At 69.0% G+C, this 15,280-nt stretch carries 17 protein-coding genes; 6 read left to right on the forward strand and 11 right to left on the reverse strand.

Annotation, left to right across the window (positions count from 1 at the left end; genetic code table 11):
- Window positions 1–22: 22 nt before the first annotated feature.
- Complete coding sequence (locus QNO11_RS13700; protein ID WP_257507708.1) at window positions 23–1,048, reverse strand: LacI family DNA-binding transcriptional regulator; 1,026 nt, start codon at window positions 1,046–1,048, stop codon at window positions 23–25.
- Window positions 1,049–1,179: 131 nt separating this feature from the next.
- Here QNO11_RS13700 and QNO11_RS13705 point away from each other — a divergent pair, with 131 nt between their 5' ends.
- Window positions 1,180–2,949, forward strand: a complete 1,770-nt coding sequence (locus QNO11_RS13705; RefSeq protein ID WP_257507707.1) for a glycoside hydrolase family 35 protein — start codon at window positions 1,180–1,182, stop codon at window positions 2,947–2,949.
- A 68-nt stretch (window positions 2,950–3,017) separates the two neighbouring features.
- Here QNO11_RS13705 and QNO11_RS13710 read toward each other — a convergent pair whose 3' ends face one another.
- The 6 genes from QNO11_RS13710 to QNO11_RS13735 all read right to left on the reverse strand — a co-directional run bounded on the left by QNO11_RS13710 (window position 3,018) and on the right by QNO11_RS13735 (window position 8,883).
- Complete coding sequence (locus QNO11_RS13710) at window positions 3,018–3,917, reverse strand: carbohydrate ABC transporter permease (RefSeq protein WP_257507706.1); 900 nt, start codon at window positions 3,915–3,917, stop codon at window positions 3,018–3,020.
- Window positions 3,914–4,900, reverse strand: coding sequence for a carbohydrate ABC transporter permease (locus tag QNO11_RS13715; RefSeq protein ID WP_257507705.1), 987 nt, complete (start codon window positions 4,898–4,900; stop codon window positions 3,914–3,916). Before QNO11_RS13715 ends, QNO11_RS13710 begins: the two co-directional genes overlap by 4 nt.
- 85 nt (window positions 4,901–4,985) lie before the next feature.
- Complete coding sequence (locus QNO11_RS13720; RefSeq protein WP_257507704.1) at window positions 4,986–6,305, reverse strand: ABC transporter substrate-binding protein; 1,320 nt, start codon at window positions 6,303–6,305, stop codon at window positions 4,986–4,988.
- Between the two features lie 314 nt (window positions 6,306–6,619).
- Window positions 6,620–7,027, reverse strand: coding sequence for an arsenate reductase ArsC (locus QNO11_RS13725; protein ID WP_257507703.1), 408 nt, complete (start codon window positions 7,025–7,027; stop codon window positions 6,620–6,622).
- A 39-nt stretch (window positions 7,028–7,066) separates the two neighbouring features.
- The gene (locus tag QNO11_RS13730) at window positions 7,067–7,585 is read right to left on the reverse strand and encodes a GNAT family N-acetyltransferase (protein ID WP_257507702.1); all 519 of its coding nucleotides are present in this window, start codon (window positions 7,583–7,585) and stop codon (window positions 7,067–7,069) included.
- Window positions 7,576–8,883, reverse strand: a complete 1,308-nt coding sequence (locus QNO11_RS13735) for an NAD(P)-binding domain-containing protein (RefSeq protein WP_257507701.1) — start codon at window positions 8,881–8,883, stop codon at window positions 7,576–7,578. The genes QNO11_RS13730 and QNO11_RS13735 overlap by 10 nt, the downstream gene beginning before the upstream one ends.
- Before the next feature lie 85 nt (window positions 8,884–8,968).
- Between QNO11_RS13735 and QNO11_RS13740 the strand changes: the two genes are divergently transcribed.
- Both QNO11_RS13740 and arsB read left to right on the forward strand, forming a co-directional pair.
- Window positions 8,969–9,334 carry an ArsR/SmtB family transcription factor gene (locus tag QNO11_RS13740; protein ID WP_257507700.1) on the forward strand — a complete coding sequence of 122 codons (366 nt, stop codon included), beginning with the start codon at window positions 8,969–8,971 and terminating at the stop codon, window positions 9,332–9,334.
- A gap of 79 nt (window positions 9,335–9,413) precedes the next feature.
- The gene (gene arsB, locus QNO11_RS13745) at window positions 9,414–10,448 is read left to right on the forward strand and encodes an ACR3 family arsenite efflux transporter (protein ID WP_374113787.1); all 1,035 of its coding nucleotides are present in this window, start codon (window positions 9,414–9,416) and stop codon (window positions 10,446–10,448) included.
- Here arsB and QNO11_RS13750 read toward each other — a convergent pair.
- Complete coding sequence (locus QNO11_RS13750) at window positions 10,384–10,614, reverse strand: hypothetical protein (protein WP_257507698.1); 231 nt, start codon at window positions 10,612–10,614, stop codon at window positions 10,384–10,386. The two genes, arsB and QNO11_RS13750, sit on opposite strands and share 65 nt — an antisense overlap.
- Complete coding sequence (locus QNO11_RS13755; RefSeq protein WP_257507697.1) at window positions 10,601–10,933, reverse strand: DUF7882 family protein; 333 nt, start codon at window positions 10,931–10,933, stop codon at window positions 10,601–10,603. The genes QNO11_RS13750 and QNO11_RS13755 overlap by 14 nt, the downstream gene beginning before the upstream one ends.
- Before the next feature lie 121 nt (window positions 10,934–11,054).
- On the opposite strand from QNO11_RS13755, the gene QNO11_RS13760 reads away from it, so the two are divergent.
- Window positions 11,055–11,399 carry a hypothetical protein gene (locus tag QNO11_RS13760; protein ID WP_257507696.1) on the forward strand — a complete coding sequence of 115 codons (345 nt, stop codon included), beginning with the start codon at window positions 11,055–11,057 and terminating at the stop codon, window positions 11,397–11,399.
- Between the two features lie 2 nt (window positions 11,400–11,401).
- Here the strand turns inward: QNO11_RS13760 and QNO11_RS13765 are convergent, their stop codons facing one another.
- Window positions 11,402–11,806: a DUF7882 family protein gene (locus QNO11_RS13765; protein WP_257507695.1), complete on the reverse strand. Its 405-nt coding sequence runs from the start codon at window positions 11,804–11,806 to the stop codon at window positions 11,402–11,404.
- A 188-nt stretch (window positions 11,807–11,994) separates the two neighbouring features.
- On the opposite strand from QNO11_RS13765, the gene QNO11_RS13770 reads away from it, so the two are divergent.
- Window positions 11,995–12,486: a transporter substrate-binding domain-containing protein gene (locus tag QNO11_RS13770; protein ID WP_257507694.1), complete on the forward strand. Its 492-nt coding sequence runs from the start codon at window positions 11,995–11,997 to the stop codon at window positions 12,484–12,486.
- Window positions 12,483–13,454 carry a cation diffusion facilitator family transporter gene (locus tag QNO11_RS13775; RefSeq protein ID WP_257507693.1) on the forward strand — a complete coding sequence of 324 codons (972 nt, stop codon included), beginning with the start codon at window positions 12,483–12,485 and terminating at the stop codon, window positions 13,452–13,454. Before QNO11_RS13770 ends, QNO11_RS13775 begins: the two co-directional genes overlap by 4 nt.
- Window positions 13,455–13,471: 17 nt before the next feature.
- Here the strand turns inward: QNO11_RS13775 and QNO11_RS13780 are convergent, their stop codons facing one another.
- Window positions 13,472–14,524, reverse strand: a complete 1,053-nt coding sequence (locus QNO11_RS13780; protein ID WP_257507692.1) for a YihY/virulence factor BrkB family protein — start codon at window positions 14,522–14,524, stop codon at window positions 13,472–13,474.
- Between the last annotated feature and the right edge of the window lie 756 nt (window positions 14,525–15,280).

A 15,280-nucleotide genomic window follows, 5' to 3' on the forward strand; every position in this document is an offset into this window, starting at 1 on the left:
CGCGACCACATGGCGCGGTGAATCAGTCCGCGGTACGCGGCGGCGCCGCGGAGGCGCGCACGATCAGCTCGGGAGCGACCGGTGTGGTGGTGAGCGGTTCGCGCTCCTCGATCAGTGCGATCACCCGCTCCGCGGCGGTGCGGCCGACCTGCTCGAAGGGCTGGCGCACCGTCGTGAGCGCCGGCGTCGCGAAGGCCGCGAGCGCGATGTCGTCGACACTCACGACCGAGACGTCGCCGGGGACGGAGCGTCCCGCCTCGTGCAGCGCCCGCACCATGCCGAAGGCCATCTCGTCGCTGGAGACGAACACCGCCGTCACGCCGGGGATCACCGCGATCGTGCGGCCGGCGCGGTAGCCCGACTCCGGCGACCAGTCGCCCGGAATCACCGGCGGGGGCGTGATGCCGCGCTCGCGCAGCACCTGCTCCCACTCCTCCCGGCGGGCAACGGACTCTTGCCAGAACTCATCGCCCGACACGTGCCACACCGTCTCATGCCCGAGATCGAGCAGGTGCTCGGTCGCCGCGCGGGCGATCGCACGCTGGTTGATGAGCGCATCGACCCCCTGCCCATCGGCTTGACGGTGACCCACGGTGGGGGTGCGATCGGTGCGACTGCCCAGCGCGTCGGGGAGGAAGCCCACGGGTGCGAGCAGGACGATGCCCTCGGCACCCTGACGCTCGAGCCGGTCGAACGCCTCGACGAACGCCGATGGCGGGGAGTGCTGCGGGACGCTCGCGGAGGTGACGGCGTATCCCTCCTGGGCGGCGACGGCCTCGACGCCGAGCAGGATCGCGCTGGTGGAGTAGCGCGCGGTCGACACCGAGATCACCCCGAGCATGCGGGTGCGCCCCGACGCCAGCGAGGCTGCGGCGGCGTGCAGGCGGTAGCCGGTGGCCTCCACGGCCGCCATCACCCGGTGCGCCGTCTCCGGGCGCACATTGGCCTGCCCCGCGATGACGCGGGAAACGGTCTGGGTGGAGACGCCCGCGACACGCGCGACATCGACCTGGCTGGGGGCTCGATCCCCCGAGGTGCGGCGCGGCATGGACTCATCGTAGTGAGCGCACCACCAGAACATTCCATCGCACCCCGAAATAGGGCAGAATGTCATGAGATGTGAACGCAAACATCGCACCATTCGGACCGAGGGTCCCGTAATCGAAAGGGAGCCCACGGATGGATACGCCCGCAGCGGTCGACCAGCACTCCTCAGTAGCAGCGCTCACATATGTCGACGGCACCCTGCTGCGGCACGGGCGCCCCCATCGCATGCTGGCCGGTGCCGTGCACTACTTCCGCGTGCACCCCGACCAGTGGGAGGACCGGCTGCGTCGGCTCGCAGCCATGGGCGCGAACACGGTGGACACCTACATCCCGTGGAACTTCCACGAACAGGTCGAGGGCGCACGCCGCTTCGACGGCTGGCAGGACATCGAGCGCTACATCCGGCTCGCCGCCGAGGTGGGGCTGGATGTCTACGTGCGACCGAGCCCGTACATCTGCGCGGAGTGGACCAACGGCGGCATCCCGGCCTGGCTGACCGCCCGCACGCGTCACGTGCGCAGCAGCGACCCCGCCTTCCTCGGCCCGATCGAGGCCTGGTACGCCGAGCTGCTCCCCCGCCTCGCACCGCTGCAGGCCGTCAACGGCGGCCCGATCGTGGCGGTGCAGGTCGAGAACGAGTACGGCTCGTTCGGCTCTGACCGCGTCTACATGGAGCACCAGCGCGATCTGCTGCGCGCACACGGCATCGTGGAACTGCTCACCACCGCCGACGGCATCACCCCCGATATGCAGCGGCACGGTTCGGTCGACGGCGCCATGCCGAGCTTCACGTTCGGCACCGGGGTCGACACGGCACAGACGCTCCTGCCGGATGCCACGCCGCTGCTGTGCAGTGAACTGTGGGGCGGCTGGTTCGACCACTGGGGAGAACGCCATCACGTCCGCAGTGCCGCCAGCATGATCGGCACCGTCGACGCACTGCTGGCAGCCGGCGGCTCGGTGAGCCTGTACATGGCCCACGGCGGCACCAACTTCGGCCTGTGGGCCGGAGCCAACTGGGACGGCGTGCTGCAGCCGACCGTCACCAGCTACGACTCCGATGCCCCCATCGCCGAGGATGGCCGCGTGGGCGCCAAGTTCCAGGCCCTGCGCGCCGCCTTCGCCCCGTTCCACGACGAGCCGCTGCCTCCCGTGCCGGCCGAACCGTGGTTCCAGGAGCCGCAGTCGGTGCCGCTGGTGCGCGAGGGATCGCTGGGCGAGACGCTTCGCGCCCTGCCCGCGGGGGAACGCCGCGCCCGGCCCGCGACGTTCGAGGAGCTCGGCGTCGCGGACGGCGTCGTCGTGTACGAGACGCGCGTGCACATCGGGACGGAGACGAGCCTCACGATCAACGGGCTGCACGATCGTGCGATCGTGCTCCTCGACGGTGAGCCGGTCGCTCGGCTCGAGCGGGACGGCCAGACCAGTGTGGTCCTCGACGGCGCGGGAGACCACGACCTGACGCTGATCGTGGAGAGCCTCGGCCGGATCAATTACGGCGCCCACATCGGCGAGCACAAGGGCATCCTCGGCGGCGTGCTGCTCGGCCGGCGCTACCTGCACGGCTGGACGCACCGGATCGTCCCGCTCGACGGCTCGCTCACCGGCATCGGCGACACCACCGCGGCAGCCGGCCTGGCCACCGCGACCGTCCAGCTCGACGAAGCCGCCGACGCGTGGCTCGCCCTCCCCGGCGGCAGCATGGGCCTGGTCTGGCTCAACGGCTTCCTCCTCGGCCGCTACTGGAGCGTCGGCCCGCAGGAGACCCTCTACGCGCCGGCGCCGCTGTGGCGTGCCGGGACCAACGAGGTGCGGGTGCTGGACCTGGAGCAGCTGCCGGTGGAGCTCGAGATCCGCGACGTCGCAACGCTGGGTGAGGCCGAGGAGTTCATCGGCTCCTGAGCGCCGTCCACCTGCACGAAAAGAACCCCCGGCGCCCGCGGCGCCGGGGGTTCTTCGTGGTCCGGGTGTCAGCCCTTGACGGCGCCGGCGGCCAGACCCGAGCGCAGGTACCGCTGCAGCGTGAAGAACAGGATGATCAGCGGCAGCACGCCCAGCAGCGCGCCGAGCATGACGGCACCCTTGTTCGGCGAGAAGTAGCTCATCATGCCGAACAAGCCGAGCGTGACGGGTTTGAGTTCCTGCGAGGACACCATCAGCAGCGGCAGCAGGAAGTTGTTCCAGGTCGCGACGAAGATGAACAGGAAGATCGTCACCATCGCCGGCGCGAGCAGGCGCATGACGATCGTGAAGAAGATCCGCAGCTCCCCCGCCCCGTCGATGCGTGCCGCCTCGAGCAGCTCTGTCGGCACCGATTGGGCGTAGACCATCCCCAGGAACACGCCGAACGGCGAGACGGCGGAGGGGATGATGATCGCCCACGCGGTGTCCACCAGACCGAGGGCGTGGAACTCCAAGTACAGCGGCACGGTCAGCAGCGCCACCGGCATCAGCAGTCCCGCCATGATGACGCCGACGGCGATCTTCTTGCCGGGGAAGGTGAACTTCGCGATGGCGTAGCCGGCCATGACGGCGAAGAGCGTGCCCACGACGCCGGCGGTCACCGAGTAGAAGATCGAGTTGCCCACCCAGCGCCAGAACATCCCCTGGGTCCAGGACATGAGGCTCTCGTAGTTGGCGCCGAGGTTCCACTCCGCGAACCAGAAGCCGAACGACGAGGTGAGGTCGCGGTTGTTCTTCGTCGCCGCGATGACGAGCCAGTACACCGGGCCGAGGAAGTACACCGCGGCCGCGACCAGCGCGATGAGCCCGGCGATCTTGCCCCGCAGCGTCGGCAGCGCGTTCTTCGGGGGCAGGTCGAAGTCGACCTCGCGGGCGCGCCGCTTTCCGATGCGAGTCGCGGTGGTCATGAGTTGTCTCCCTTGCGGCGCTGGAGCAGCGCGTAGATGATCGCCAAGACGCCGGCGATCATGGCCATCAGCAGCGAGTAGGCCGAGGCCATCCCCGTGCCGGAGGGCGAGATCGCACCGAGCAGCGAGTTGTAGGTGAGCATCATCGGCGTGTAGCCCTTGCCCATCCACGGGTTCTGGCTCTCCATGACCGTGGGTTCGTTGAACAGCTGGATCGTGCCGATGATCGACAGCAGCACCGACAGCAGGGCGGCGCCGCGCACCAGCGGAACCTTGATCTTGATCGCGATCTGCCAGCCCGTCGCCCCGTCGATGCGGGCCGCCTCGTAGAGATCGCGCGGGGCCGCCTGGAGCGCGGCGAGGAAGATGAGCATGTTGTACCCGGTGTAGGTCCAGGTCGTCATGTTCGCCATCGACAGCAGGATCGTGCCCGGCGCCATGAAGTCCGTCCCCTCGGGGAGGTACTGCATGAACGGCGACACCTCGGGGGTGTACAGGTACAGCCACATCATCGCGGCGATGACACCGGGGATGGCGTACGGGAGGAAGAATGAAAGGCGGAAGAACGCGGGACGGCGCACGATGAACGCGTCCAGCAGGAGCGCGAGACCGAGGGCGGCGATCGTCATGACCGGAATCTGCACGAGCGCGTAGAGCAGCACGCGCCCCATGCCTGCCCAGAACGTCTCGTTGGCGATCGCGATGGCGAAGTTGTCGAAGCCGACGAACTTCTCCACCAGCTCGCCGCCGCCGTACAGGCCCTCACCGGAGGGAACCTCCCCGAACATCGACGCGCGGATCGAGACGCCGATGGGGATGACGAACACGACGACGAACAGCACCGCGAACGGGGCCAGGAACAGCCAGCCGGTCACCGCCTCCCGCCGTGCGCCGCCGCGTCGGGCTCGGTCCTTTCGCTTCGGCGAGGTCGCGCGCGTCTTGGCAGCTGCGGCGACCACTGTGGGCGGGCTGGTCAGTGTCATGTCATCGTCTTTCAAGTGCAGGAGCCGGCGGAGCGCATGGGTGATCCCTGCGCTCCGCCGGCTCAGCGGGTGTCGGCGGAGCGCGTCAGTCCGCGACCGGCAGGCCCAGGTCCTTCAGCGCCGCGACGGCGTCGTTCTGCCCGGTCGTGAAGACGTCCGCGACCGTGGCCCCACCCGTGGCGACACCGGAGGCGGTCTCGTTCATCGTGGTGAGCGAGGCGAATCCGGGAGCGTAGACGAACTCCGGGTTCATCGCAGCGGATGCCGTGGCCAGCTCTGCCAGCACGTCCTGACCGCCGAACTGACGCAGCATCTTCTCGCTGGTCTCCGGCGTGCCGTTGGCCGCCACGACGAGGCCCTGCGACGCGAGGTCATCGATCTGGGTGTTGAACCAGCCGTTGAACTCCATCGCCTCGGCGGGGTTCTCGCAGCCGGCCATGACAGCCACGCCGGAGCCGCCGTCGGGGCCCGAGATCGCGCCGGCGCCGAAGTCGGGCAGCTGCGCGACGCGCCACTGGCCCTCGGCCGCAGTGCCGTCGAGCGAGTCGAGCATGAAGCCCGCCTCCCACGCTGCGCCGATGTGGCCGATCAGAGCCGTGTCGTTGATGGCCTGCGTGAAGCCTTCGCCCCAGCGCTCGGTCATCAGGGCGTCCTGCCCGTCGACCAGACCCTGCCAGAACGCGGCGACCTTCTGGCTGCCGGGGCCTTCGACTTCGACCGACCAGGAGTCGCCCGAGGTGTCGAACCAGGCGTCACCGGCGGCGGCGGACTGCGCCGCGAGCCAGTTGAGTGCCTCGTCCGGGGTGAACGCGGCGAGGTACTTGCCCGAGTCGGCGGCGATCGCCGCGCTGGCGGAGAGCTCCTCGATCGTGGTCGGCACCTGCAGGCCGAGCGCTTCGAACTCCGCCTCGTTGTAGTAGTAGACCAGGGGGCCGGTGTCCTGCGGCAGGCCGACGACGGCGTCGCCGACGGTCATCATCGCGTATGCGCCGGCGCCGAAATCGCCCTCGTACTTGCCCGCCTCGGCGGCGACGTCCTCGAGCAGACCCTTGACGAACAGCTGCGGCACTTCGGAGTAGCCCAGCTGCGCCAGGCACGGTCCATTGCCGGCCTTGACGTCGGTCTCGAGCTTGAGGATCAGGTCGCTGGCCGCGCCGTCGAACTTCGTGGCGGTGACCTGGATGCCAGGGTTGTCCTGGTTCCAGCGGTCGACGATGTCGGCGACGGCGGTCATGCCCTCGCCGTCGGGCAGGCGGTGGATGTAGGTGATCTCGACCGCGTCGCCCGAGGATTCCTCCGGGCTCGTGCCTGCGCTGCCGCCGCTGCATGCGGCCAGGGCGACCGCGGAGACGGCTGCCAGAGCCGTGACTGCAGCGGTACGACCGCCGCGGAACTTCGTTGTCATGTGTCGCTCTCCTTCGAGGAGGACGCGCCCCCAGGCGCGACCGGTGTGCATCGGCGGTTGATGCGAGATCGTGCGTTCGCCATCTTCGTCGATGAGATGGATGTTTGCGTTCACAATACCGTTTCGCCGCGCCTGAGCAAGTCTCGAACTCATCACGTTGGCGGAATTGCTTACCGCGAACACTACGAACCTCGGCAGAGCCGCGCGCAGCGATCGGCCGGGAGAAACCGCCGGCGCGTGGGGTACTTCAGGCGCCGCGAAGCGACACCGGGCGACAGGCGATCAGCCGCGGACGCCGCCGCGCGGCATGCGGGTCACCGCTCGGGCAGCAACTCCGCGATGAGCACCTCGACCCGGCGGCGGATCTCGTCACGGATCGGGCGGACGGCCTCGATCCCCTGCCCGGCGGGGTCATCGAGCACCCAGTCCTCGTAGCGCTTGCCGGGGAAGATCGGGCAGGCATCCCCGCACCCCATCGTGATCACGACATCGGACTGCTTCACCGCGTCGACGGTGAGCACCTTCGGGGTGTTCCCCGCGATGTCGATCCCCTCCTCGCTCATCGCCGCGACGGCGACCGGATTGATCTGGTCTTTCGGGGCGGAACCGGCCGACAGCACCTCGATGTCGTCTCCGGCGAGTGCGCGCAGGTAGCCGGCGGCCATCTGCGAGCGGCCGGCGTTGTGCACGCAGACGAACAGGACGGCGGGCTTGTCGGGCATGGGGGCTCTCCTCGTAGACCTTCGGTGTCGCAGTACCAGTCAATCGCACCCGGCGCGGGTGCTCCGCCGCTCGATGAGGACGGTGTCCCGCCAGCTGCCGGCGTGCGGCCCGACCGCGGCACGCGCGATCCGCTCGCGACGCCCGACGACACGGAAACCCGCCGCCTCGTGCAGCCGCAGACTGGCGGTGTTCTCGGGGAAGATGCTCGACTGGATGGTCCAGAGCCCGGCGGCGTCGGCGGCATCGACGAACGCGGCCAGCAGCAGCCGGCCGATGCCCTGGCCCCGCGCGCCACGGTCCACGTAGACCGAGTGCTCGATGACGCCGCGGTATGCCTCGCGCGATGAGACCGGGGATGCCGCCGCCCAGCCCAGCACCCGCTCGTCGTCGCCGGTGGACACCAGACGCGGGGAGGTCAGCTTGCCGGCGTCGAACTCGGGCCACGTCGGGGTGCGGGTCTCGAAGGTCGCCTCGCCGTCCTCGATCCCCTGGCGGTAGATCTCCGCCACGGCGGGCCAGTCGGTAGCCGTCATCTCCCGCAAGGTCATCAGCAGCATCCGCCCGCCTGGTCAGTGGAGCACACACCCGTCGCCGGGAGCACGAGCTGCAGCGTCGACGCGGCGGCGGTGTCACCGGCGAGCCAGGAGGTCACCGACCGCACCTGCTCGTAGCCGGTGGCCAGCAGGAAGGTGGGAGCGCGGCCGTAGGACTTCATCCCCACGATGAAGAACCCGGGCTCGGGGTGGGCGAGCTCGCGGAAGCCGTGCGGTGCGACGGTGCCGCAGGAGTGCTCGTTCGGGTCGATCAGCGGCGCCAGGCGCGCGGGCGCCTCGACGACATCGTCGAGGTCGAGCCGGATCTCCCGCAGCATGTCCAGGTCGGGGCGGAAGCCGGTCGCGTTCACCACGACGTCGGTGACGTGGGTGACCAGCTCACCACCCCGGTTGCCGACGAGCACCGCGGCATCGCCGTCGATGCTGCCGCGGACGATCTCGAACCGGTCCACGACGGTGATCTCGCCGCGCGCGACGGCGGCATCGACACGGCCGCCGAGGTGCGCGCGGCCGGGGAGTTCGTCGTCGGGCGAGGACGACACCCGCGCGGCGCTGTCGTTGCGGATGAGCCACGTCACAGCCGTCCCGGGTTCGTCACGGGCCAGCTCGACGAGGCCGAGCAGAGTGTTCGCTGCGGAGTGCCCCGCCCCGACCACGGTGACCCGGCGACCGGCGAACCGGGCACGGTCCCGCCCGAGCACGTCGGGCAGCGCCGCGGTCACGCGGTCGGCGATGGCGCCCATGCCCAGCAGTTCGAGCCCGTCGGAGGACAGCGGATTGGGCGAGGTGTAGGTGCCGGAGGCATCGATCACGGCGCGCGCAGTCAGGTCGGACACGTCGCCCGCCGCGTCGCGGACGCGCAGCACGAACGGCGTCGCGGCGCGCCCGCGGGTGCGAGTGCGGTCCATGCCCTGCCGCGAAACGGCGAGCACCGTCGCACCGGTGCGGAGGCGGGAGGCGATCGGCTCCAGCCGCGCGAGCGGTGCGACGTACTGTTCCACGAGCTCAGCACCGGTCGGCGCTCGGTCCGGTGAGGGCAGCACCCACCCCTGCCGCTCCAGCAGCCGGTGTGCGGCGGGGTCGACCAGGTGCCGCCACGGCGAGAACAGCCGGGTGTGCCCCCACTCCTGCACGCTGGCCGCAATGGTGTCGCCCGCCTCGTAGACGACGAAGTCGATGTCACGTTCGACCAGATGCGCAGCGGCGGCCAGGCCCACCGGCCCAGCACCGATGATCGCGACGGGCAGCGACGCGAGCGCGCCGTCGACCGAGGGACGAGGTGTGAGATCCAGCAGTGTCATCGTGGGCTCCTCAGATATCGATGATCGTCGATATTCAGTTCTATCCTCGATATCGACGGCTGTCAATATCGACTAGTATCGATACATGGCCATCACGCTCGAAGTCACGGATGTCAGCGCCACCGTCTGCTGCACCCCGCTCGTGCGGGAGCCGTTGTCGGCTGCCGAAGCCGAGAAGCTCGCGAAGACGATGAAGGCGCTGGCCGATCCCACCCGGCTGCGGCTGCTGTCGATCGTCGCGGCATCCGAGAACGCCGAAGCGTGCGTGTGCGACCTGATCGAGCCCGTGGGGCTGAGCCAGCCGACGGTGTCGCACCACCTCAAAGTCCTGACCGAGGCGGGGTTCCTCACCCGCAGCCAGCGCGGCACGTGGGCGTACTTCGCGCTCGTCCCCGGCGCGCTGGACCGCGTCTCGCAACTGTTCACCACGACGCCCGCGCCGACTGCGTGACGCGGACGTGACCTCCGACATCGCCCCGGCACGCCTGGGAGTACTCGACCGCCTGCTGCCGGTGTGGATCCTGCTGGCGATGGCCGCCGGGCTGGGGCTGGCGGTGTTCGCTCCCGGGTTCGGGGAGCTGCTGCACGCGGCATCCATCGGCAACGTCAGCGTGCCGATCGCGATCGGCCTGCTCGTGATGATGTACCCGGTATTGGCGAAAGTGCGCTATTCGGATGCCGCCGTGATCGGCCGCGACAAGCGCCTGCTCGTCTCGTCGCTCGCGCTCAACTGGCTGGTCGGCCCGGCGTTGATGTTCGCGCTGGCGTGGCTGCTGCTGCCAGACCTGCCCGAGTACCGCACCGGACTGATCATCGTCGGCCTCGCCCGCTGCATCGCCATGGTGCTCATCTGGAACGATCTGGCGTGCGGCGACCGGGAGGCTGCGGCATTCCTGGTCGCTCTCAACTCCGTCTTCCAGGTGATCGCGTTCGCGGGGCTCGGCTGGTTCTACCTGCAGGTGCTGCCGACGTGGCTCGGCTTGCCCACCACGAGCGCCGACTTCTCCCTGTGGGCGATCGCCCTGAGCGTCCTGGTCTTCCTCGGCGTTCCGCTCATCGCCGGGTACCTGTCCCGCCTCATCGGCGAGCGCCGCCGCGGCCGGGACTGGTACGAGTCGGTGTTCCTGCCCAAGGTCGGTCCATTGGCGCTCGGCGGCCTGCTGTTCACCATCGTCATGCTGTTCGCACTGCAGGGCCGGCAGGTCGTGGATCATCCCCTCGATGTCGCCCGCATCGCGCTTCCGCTGCTGGCATACTTCGCGGGCATGTTCTTCCTCGGCTTCGCCACCGGCAGGGCGATCGGGTTGAGCTACGAGCGCACCACGACGCTGGCCTTCACCGCGGCGGGCAACAACTTCGAGCTCGCCATCGCCGTGGCCATCGGCACCTTCGGAGCCACGAGCGGCCAGGCCCTCGCCGGCATCGTCGGTCCCCTCATCGAAGTGCCCGTCCTGGTGGGACTGGTCTACGTCGCGTTGTGGCTGCGGCCGCGGTTCGACGTCACGACCCGACAGCTTCCTCGTCCCCCGGAATCGGTGTCAGCGCAAGCTCGGTCGTCGGGGTGATGAGCAGGAACGTCGGTCGCGGCTGCCCCTCGCCATGGTTCACCTCGAGCCAGAAGGCGGGCGCTTCACTGCCGATGCGGGTGAGGATTTCCTCGCGGAGGTCCGCGATGTCGCGACCGCTGATCGAGTAGGAGTGGCCGCCGTAGGCGATGTCAATGCGCTTCATCGAACTTGGGAGTCTCTGTGTCGGGGGCGGGCTCGGGCACGACGTACAGCCCGTGCGGAGAGTTGGCGGTGTAGGCCAGGGCGCCCAGCCACGCCGGGTTCAGCGGCACCCGGCGACTGCCGTAGTACTTGTAGACCAGCACGCTTCGCGGGTGCACCCAGATGGTGGTCCGACCGTCGCCGATGCTCGCGTCGTCCTTCCAGCTGAAGTAGAACGACTCCCCGCGGCGCAGCTTGCTGCCGATGACCACCTGCAGGTGGGCGAGCAGCCTGTCTTCGAAGTCGGCCTTGAGCTGACCTTCGAAAATGAACTTGCCCATCGTGGTGATCCCCTCTGCCCCGCTCGCGGAAGCGGCACCCCTGCCGGCCTCTTCTTATCCCAAGTCCGCGGGGAAGGGAAGGCGGTGCGCGAGGAGGGCTTTGCCGGGATAGATACGGAACATGGACAGACTTCATTACGCGGGCAGTTCGATCCTGACCGGCACCGCCATCGCCCATGCGCTGCTCGATTACGCCCAGGCGCTGGCCGGCGCCGGCGACTCGGCGACGGTCGAGGTGCCGACGCTCAATGAAGACGGATCGCGGGGACGCTCAGAAGTACTCATCGGCCCGGCGAGTCAACTGATTTCGGACTCGGAACCGTCGCCGTACGACGAGATCGTCGACGAGGATCTCGTCGCACACCTGCGCGATGTATCCGCTCGGGTGCGCAACGACAGATCACCGTCGCCACCGGCGGGGATGATCCAGGACGAATTCGACGACGGGTACGCCGACGAATTCTGAGGTCAGCGCGCGGATGCCGCGGCGTCGGCCCTCACGGCGTCGGCCGTCACTGCACCACGGTGGCGGCGAGGACCGCTCCCGGCTACCTGCCGCGTGCGCTCGGGCCTGGGGGTGTGCAGGGGTGGGAGCGTGATCGCACCGGTCCTGGCGACTTCATCCGCCATCGACTGCAAACGGCGCGGGTCGAGGACCGCCGGATCGGCGTCGTCGAACACGAACCGCAGCGGGATGGAAGGTTCGAGCCACAGGGTCGTACGGCCGGCAGGGCTGTTCTCATCGTGCTGCCACGCGAGCGTGAAACTCTCGCCGCGACGCAGCTTCGTGGCCATGACCACCTTCAGGTGGGCCAGAAGCGTGTCTTCGATCTGAACGGGGGTGCTGGCGGAACTGTAATACAGGGTGCCCATGGGCTCTCTCCTTGACCTCAGACAGGTCGCGGAGATTGTTCAATGAGAAAAGTGCCACAAGCGGTTCGGGTTGCTGGCGAAACGATAAGCGAGTGTCGTCGGCGAGACCTGTGAGCCCATTCTAGGCGTCATCCCTCGGATTAGCGAGCTACCGCGTCGCCGCCGGGCCGCCGCTTATGGTGGGGGGCATGCCAGGCTCACCGTCCCCCCTCCACGCCCGACGTCTCCTGGTGATCTCGACGCTACTGCTGACGGCGACATTCGCCGGCTGCACCGCGATTCCGGCGGATGCCGCCGGCACGTTGGACCGGGTTCGCGACGGGGAGATACGGGTCGGCATCACGCACAACCCGCCGTGGACAGACACGTCGGGCCCTCCCGCCGGCTCGGAGGTCGAGCTCGTCGAGCAACTGGCGGCGGACCTCGATGCCGACGTGGTGTGGACCGAAGCCAGCGAGGCGCTGCTCGCCGAGGCGCTGCGTCAGGGCGAGCTGGACCTGGCCATCGGCGGGTTCACCGAGGACACCCCGTGGACCGACAAGGCCGCCGAAACTGTGCCCTACGTCGATGCGATCGACGAGTTCGGGCAGACGAAAAAGCACGTCTTCCTTACGCGCCTCGGCGAGAATCGCCTGCTCACCGCCGTGGAAGGCTTCCTGCGCGCGGAGGGCTCACAGTGAACCCACCGCAGCTGCCGCTGCCGGAAGCGCAGGCACACGCACTGAAGCGCGCGATCCGAATCGAGTGGGCGACGATCGCGTTCCTGGCCGTGGCGATCACGATGGTCTATCTCGTGATGGGCAACTCGCAGGCGATGAAAGCTGCGTGGATCGAGGACCTGCTCTCCCTCGCCCCGCCGCTGGCGTTCCTACTGGCCGTCCGCTTGATGGCGAAGCCACCCACCGAGACGTACCCCTACGGCTTCTTCCGCTCTGTCGGCGTCGCCCACCTCGTCGCCGGGGTCGCGCTGTTCGCGATGGGGGCGTTCCTGCTCGTGGAGTCGGTGATCGGGCTGGCACGGGGCGACCGCCCGCCGATCGGGTCGGTGGAGCTGTTCGGCCAGACCGTGTGGCTCGGCTGGCTGATGATGGTGGCGATGGCGCTCACCATTCCGCTGCCGATCTACTTCGGCCGCGTGAAGATGCAGCTGGCCGAGCAGCTGCACAACAAGGTGCTCTACGCGGATGCCGACATGAACAAGGCCGACTGGATGACGGCGGTCGGCTCGATCGTCGGGGTCGCCGGAATCGGAATCGGCCTGTGGTGGGCGGACGCTGTCACCGCGACGCTGATCGCCACCAGCATCCTCTGGGACGGGGTGAAGAACACCCGCGCCGCGATCACCGATCTGATGGACACCCGCGCAACCACGTTCGATGACTACAGCCCGCATCCGGATGCCGCCCTGGTGGACGAAGTTCTCGCGCACCTCCCCTGGGTCGCCCAGGTCGCCACCCGCGTGCGCGATCAGGGACAGTTCTTCCACGTCGAGGCGTTCATCGTGCCCACCCGCGGCCGCATGCCCACTCTCGAGCAGGTCACCGAGGCGACCGAGGAGTGCACCGCACTGGACTGGAAGATCCACGACATGGTGATCACGCTCGTGCCCGAGCTGCCCGCGCAACTCGCTGTCACCTCACCTGTCTGATCGGCTCCGACTGCCCGTCACGAGTCGTCGGCGTGCTGCTGGCGGATACGCCGACCTTCGGCGATGTCCTCCCGCTCCTTCTCGGCGCGCTTGTCGCTCTGCCGGGTGTCGCGGGCGGGGAGCTGGATGTCCTCTTCCGCCGCGATGCCACCCTGCAACTGGCGTCCTCGTTCGAGTTCGGCGTCGAACTCCGCGCCGAACAGCAGCGCGAGGTTGGCGATCCACAGCCACAGCAGGAAGACGATGACTCCCGCGAGCGACCCGTAGGTGCGGTCGTAGTTGGAGAAGTTCGCGACGTACAGTCCGAATCCGAGCGTTCCCAGCGCCAGCACGACGATGGCAAGCAGCGCGCCCATGCTCACCCACCGGAACTTGGGCTGCTTGGCGTTCGGCGTGGCGTAGTAGAGAACGGCGATCAGGAACACCACGACCAGCAGCAGCAGCGGCCACTTCACGATGTCCCAGGCGATGCGCACACCCTCCCCCACGCCGATCGCGCTGCCGACGGCGTCGGCCACGCCGCCGGATAGCACCAGCCCGGCGGCGACGATCGTCAGGCACACCACCGCGATGATCGTGACGACCAGCTGCATGGGCCGCATCTTCCAGAACGGACGGCCCTCTTCGACTTCGTAGATGCGGTTCATCGCCCGGCTGAACGCCCCGACGTAACCCGATGCGGTCCACAGTGCCAGCAGGATGCCTGTGATGAGCGCGAATCCCGCCCCCGGCGCCTGCGAGAGCTGCTCGATCGGGCCTCGGAGGGTTTCGGCGGTCTCACCCGGGGCCACGTCCTCGACGATCCCCAGCACGGCGTCGGCGGCGGACCCGCTCTGGCCGAAGACGCCGAGCAGCGAGAACACCGCGATGAGGGCGGGGAAGATCGACAGCACCGCATAGTAGGTAAGGCCGGCCGCGGCATCCACGCACCCATCGGCGGTGAACTCCCGCACGGTCTTGACGAGCACGTACTTCCAGGAGCGCTTCTCGATCTGCGTAGGGGCGTCGGGCTTGTCGGCGTGATCTGGGTGGACCGCGCCGCCGCGCGTGTCCTGATTCTGCTGATTCACTGTCGCATTCCTTCCGAAGGGCAAGGGTCTGCCGGCGCGGCCGGACGCCCGGGGAACTGCCATTCTTCGTGACGTGCACGCACACGACAGGGACTTGCATCCGTGGAACGTGTGTGCTGCGGTTGAGGCCTGACGATCGCGGATCTGGTGGAGCCGTCCGTCTGGCCGATGGGTGTGAGCCTGCGCGAGGACGACGTACTGCTCCGGGGTCAGTCGCTCGCGGCGCACGGCCGCATCGCCACCCCCGCCGTGCGGAGCGCTGAAGCCCTTCCGCGGTCGGCGGCCACGCCCCTGCGGCAGCGATTCGTCTAGCTAATCGTCACGCGGGTCGTCGCGGTCACGGCATCCGGAGGGCACGGCCACGCCGACGTGACGATCGACGCGGATCTGAGCCGGTGCGAGGCGCACTGCTCCGAGGCGCACACTGTCAGCCGCCGCCCGGCGCACCGCACCACGCGGGTGCGCCTCCACACGGCGGGCACCGCCGACGGGCCTCGCGTGCGCCTGCCTCGCGACATCGCCGTGGGCGACGTGCTCGTCACCCTTTCGAGGGCCCCGTGACGCCCAGCGAACTGCGCTGCCGCGCCGCGGCGGGGGACGAGGACAACGACGGTGACGGTGACGGCGCTCCGAGTTGCGGGCGCCACGTCCGCGGACGCTGAGGTCGTGTCAGCAACCGGCGAGTTCGACCAGCGGCCCGGCCGCGGCGGCACCAACCGCCCGCTGCGGCCAACCTCGAGGGGTCCGATCTGGGGC

The organism is Microbacterium sp. zg-B96, from assembly GCF_030246865.1.
Lineage (GTDB): Bacteria > Actinomycetota > Actinomycetes > Actinomycetales > Microbacteriaceae > Microbacterium.

What these genes read in the sequence shown, in the direction of transcription:
- QNO11_RS13710 (WP_257507706.1), bottom strand. Translation starts at nt 3,917, where the DNA reads ATGACCACCGCGACTCGCATCGGAAAGCGGCGCGCCCGCGAGGTCGAC.
- QNO11_RS13725 (WP_257507703.1), bottom strand. Translation starts at nt 7,027, where the DNA reads ATGCCCGACAAGCCCGCCGTCCTGTTCGTCTGCGTGCACAACGCCGGC.
- QNO11_RS13770 (WP_257507694.1), top strand. Translation starts at nt 11,995, where the DNA reads ATGCCAGGCTCACCGTCCCCCCTCCACGCCCGACGTCTCCTGGTGATC.
- QNO11_RS13730 (WP_257507702.1), bottom strand. Translation starts at nt 7,585, where the DNA reads ATGCTGCTGATGACCTTGCGGGAGATGACGGCTACCGACTGGCCCGCC.
- QNO11_RS13750 (WP_257507698.1), bottom strand. Translation starts at nt 10,614, where the DNA reads ATGAAGCGCATTGACATCGCCTACGGCGGCCACTCCTACTCGATCAGC.
- QNO11_RS13755 (WP_257507697.1), bottom strand. Translation starts at nt 10,933, where the DNA reads ATGGGCAAGTTCATTTTCGAAGGTCAGCTCAAGGCCGACTTCGAAGAC.
- QNO11_RS13740 (WP_257507700.1), top strand. Translation starts at nt 8,969, where the DNA reads ATGGCCATCACGCTCGAAGTCACGGATGTCAGCGCCACCGTCTGCTGC.
- QNO11_RS13705 (WP_257507707.1), top strand. Translation starts at nt 1,180, where the DNA reads ATGGATACGCCCGCAGCGGTCGACCAGCACTCCTCAGTAGCAGCGCTC.
- QNO11_RS13715 (WP_257507705.1), bottom strand. Translation starts at nt 4,900, where the DNA reads ATGACACTGACCAGCCCGCCCACAGTGGTCGCCGCAGCTGCCAAGACG.
- QNO11_RS13700 (WP_257507708.1), bottom strand. Translation starts at nt 1,048, where the DNA reads ATGCCGCGCCGCACCTCGGGGGATCGAGCCCCCAGCCAGGTCGATGTC.
- QNO11_RS13720 (WP_257507704.1), bottom strand. Translation starts at nt 6,305, where the DNA reads ATGACAACGAAGTTCCGCGGCGGTCGTACCGCTGCAGTCACGGCTCTG.
- QNO11_RS13760 (WP_257507696.1), top strand. Translation starts at nt 11,055, where the DNA reads ATGGACAGACTTCATTACGCGGGCAGTTCGATCCTGACCGGCACCGCC.
- arsB (WP_374113787.1), top strand. Translation starts at nt 9,414, where the DNA reads ATGGCCGCCGGGCTGGGGCTGGCGGTGTTCGCTCCCGGGTTCGGGGAG.
- QNO11_RS13735 (WP_257507701.1), bottom strand. Translation starts at nt 8,883, where the DNA reads ATGACACTGCTGGATCTCACACCTCGTCCCTCGGTCGACGGCGCGCTC.
- QNO11_RS13765 (WP_257507695.1), bottom strand. Translation starts at nt 11,806, where the DNA reads ATGGGCACCCTGTATTACAGTTCCGCCAGCACCCCCGTTCAGATCGAA.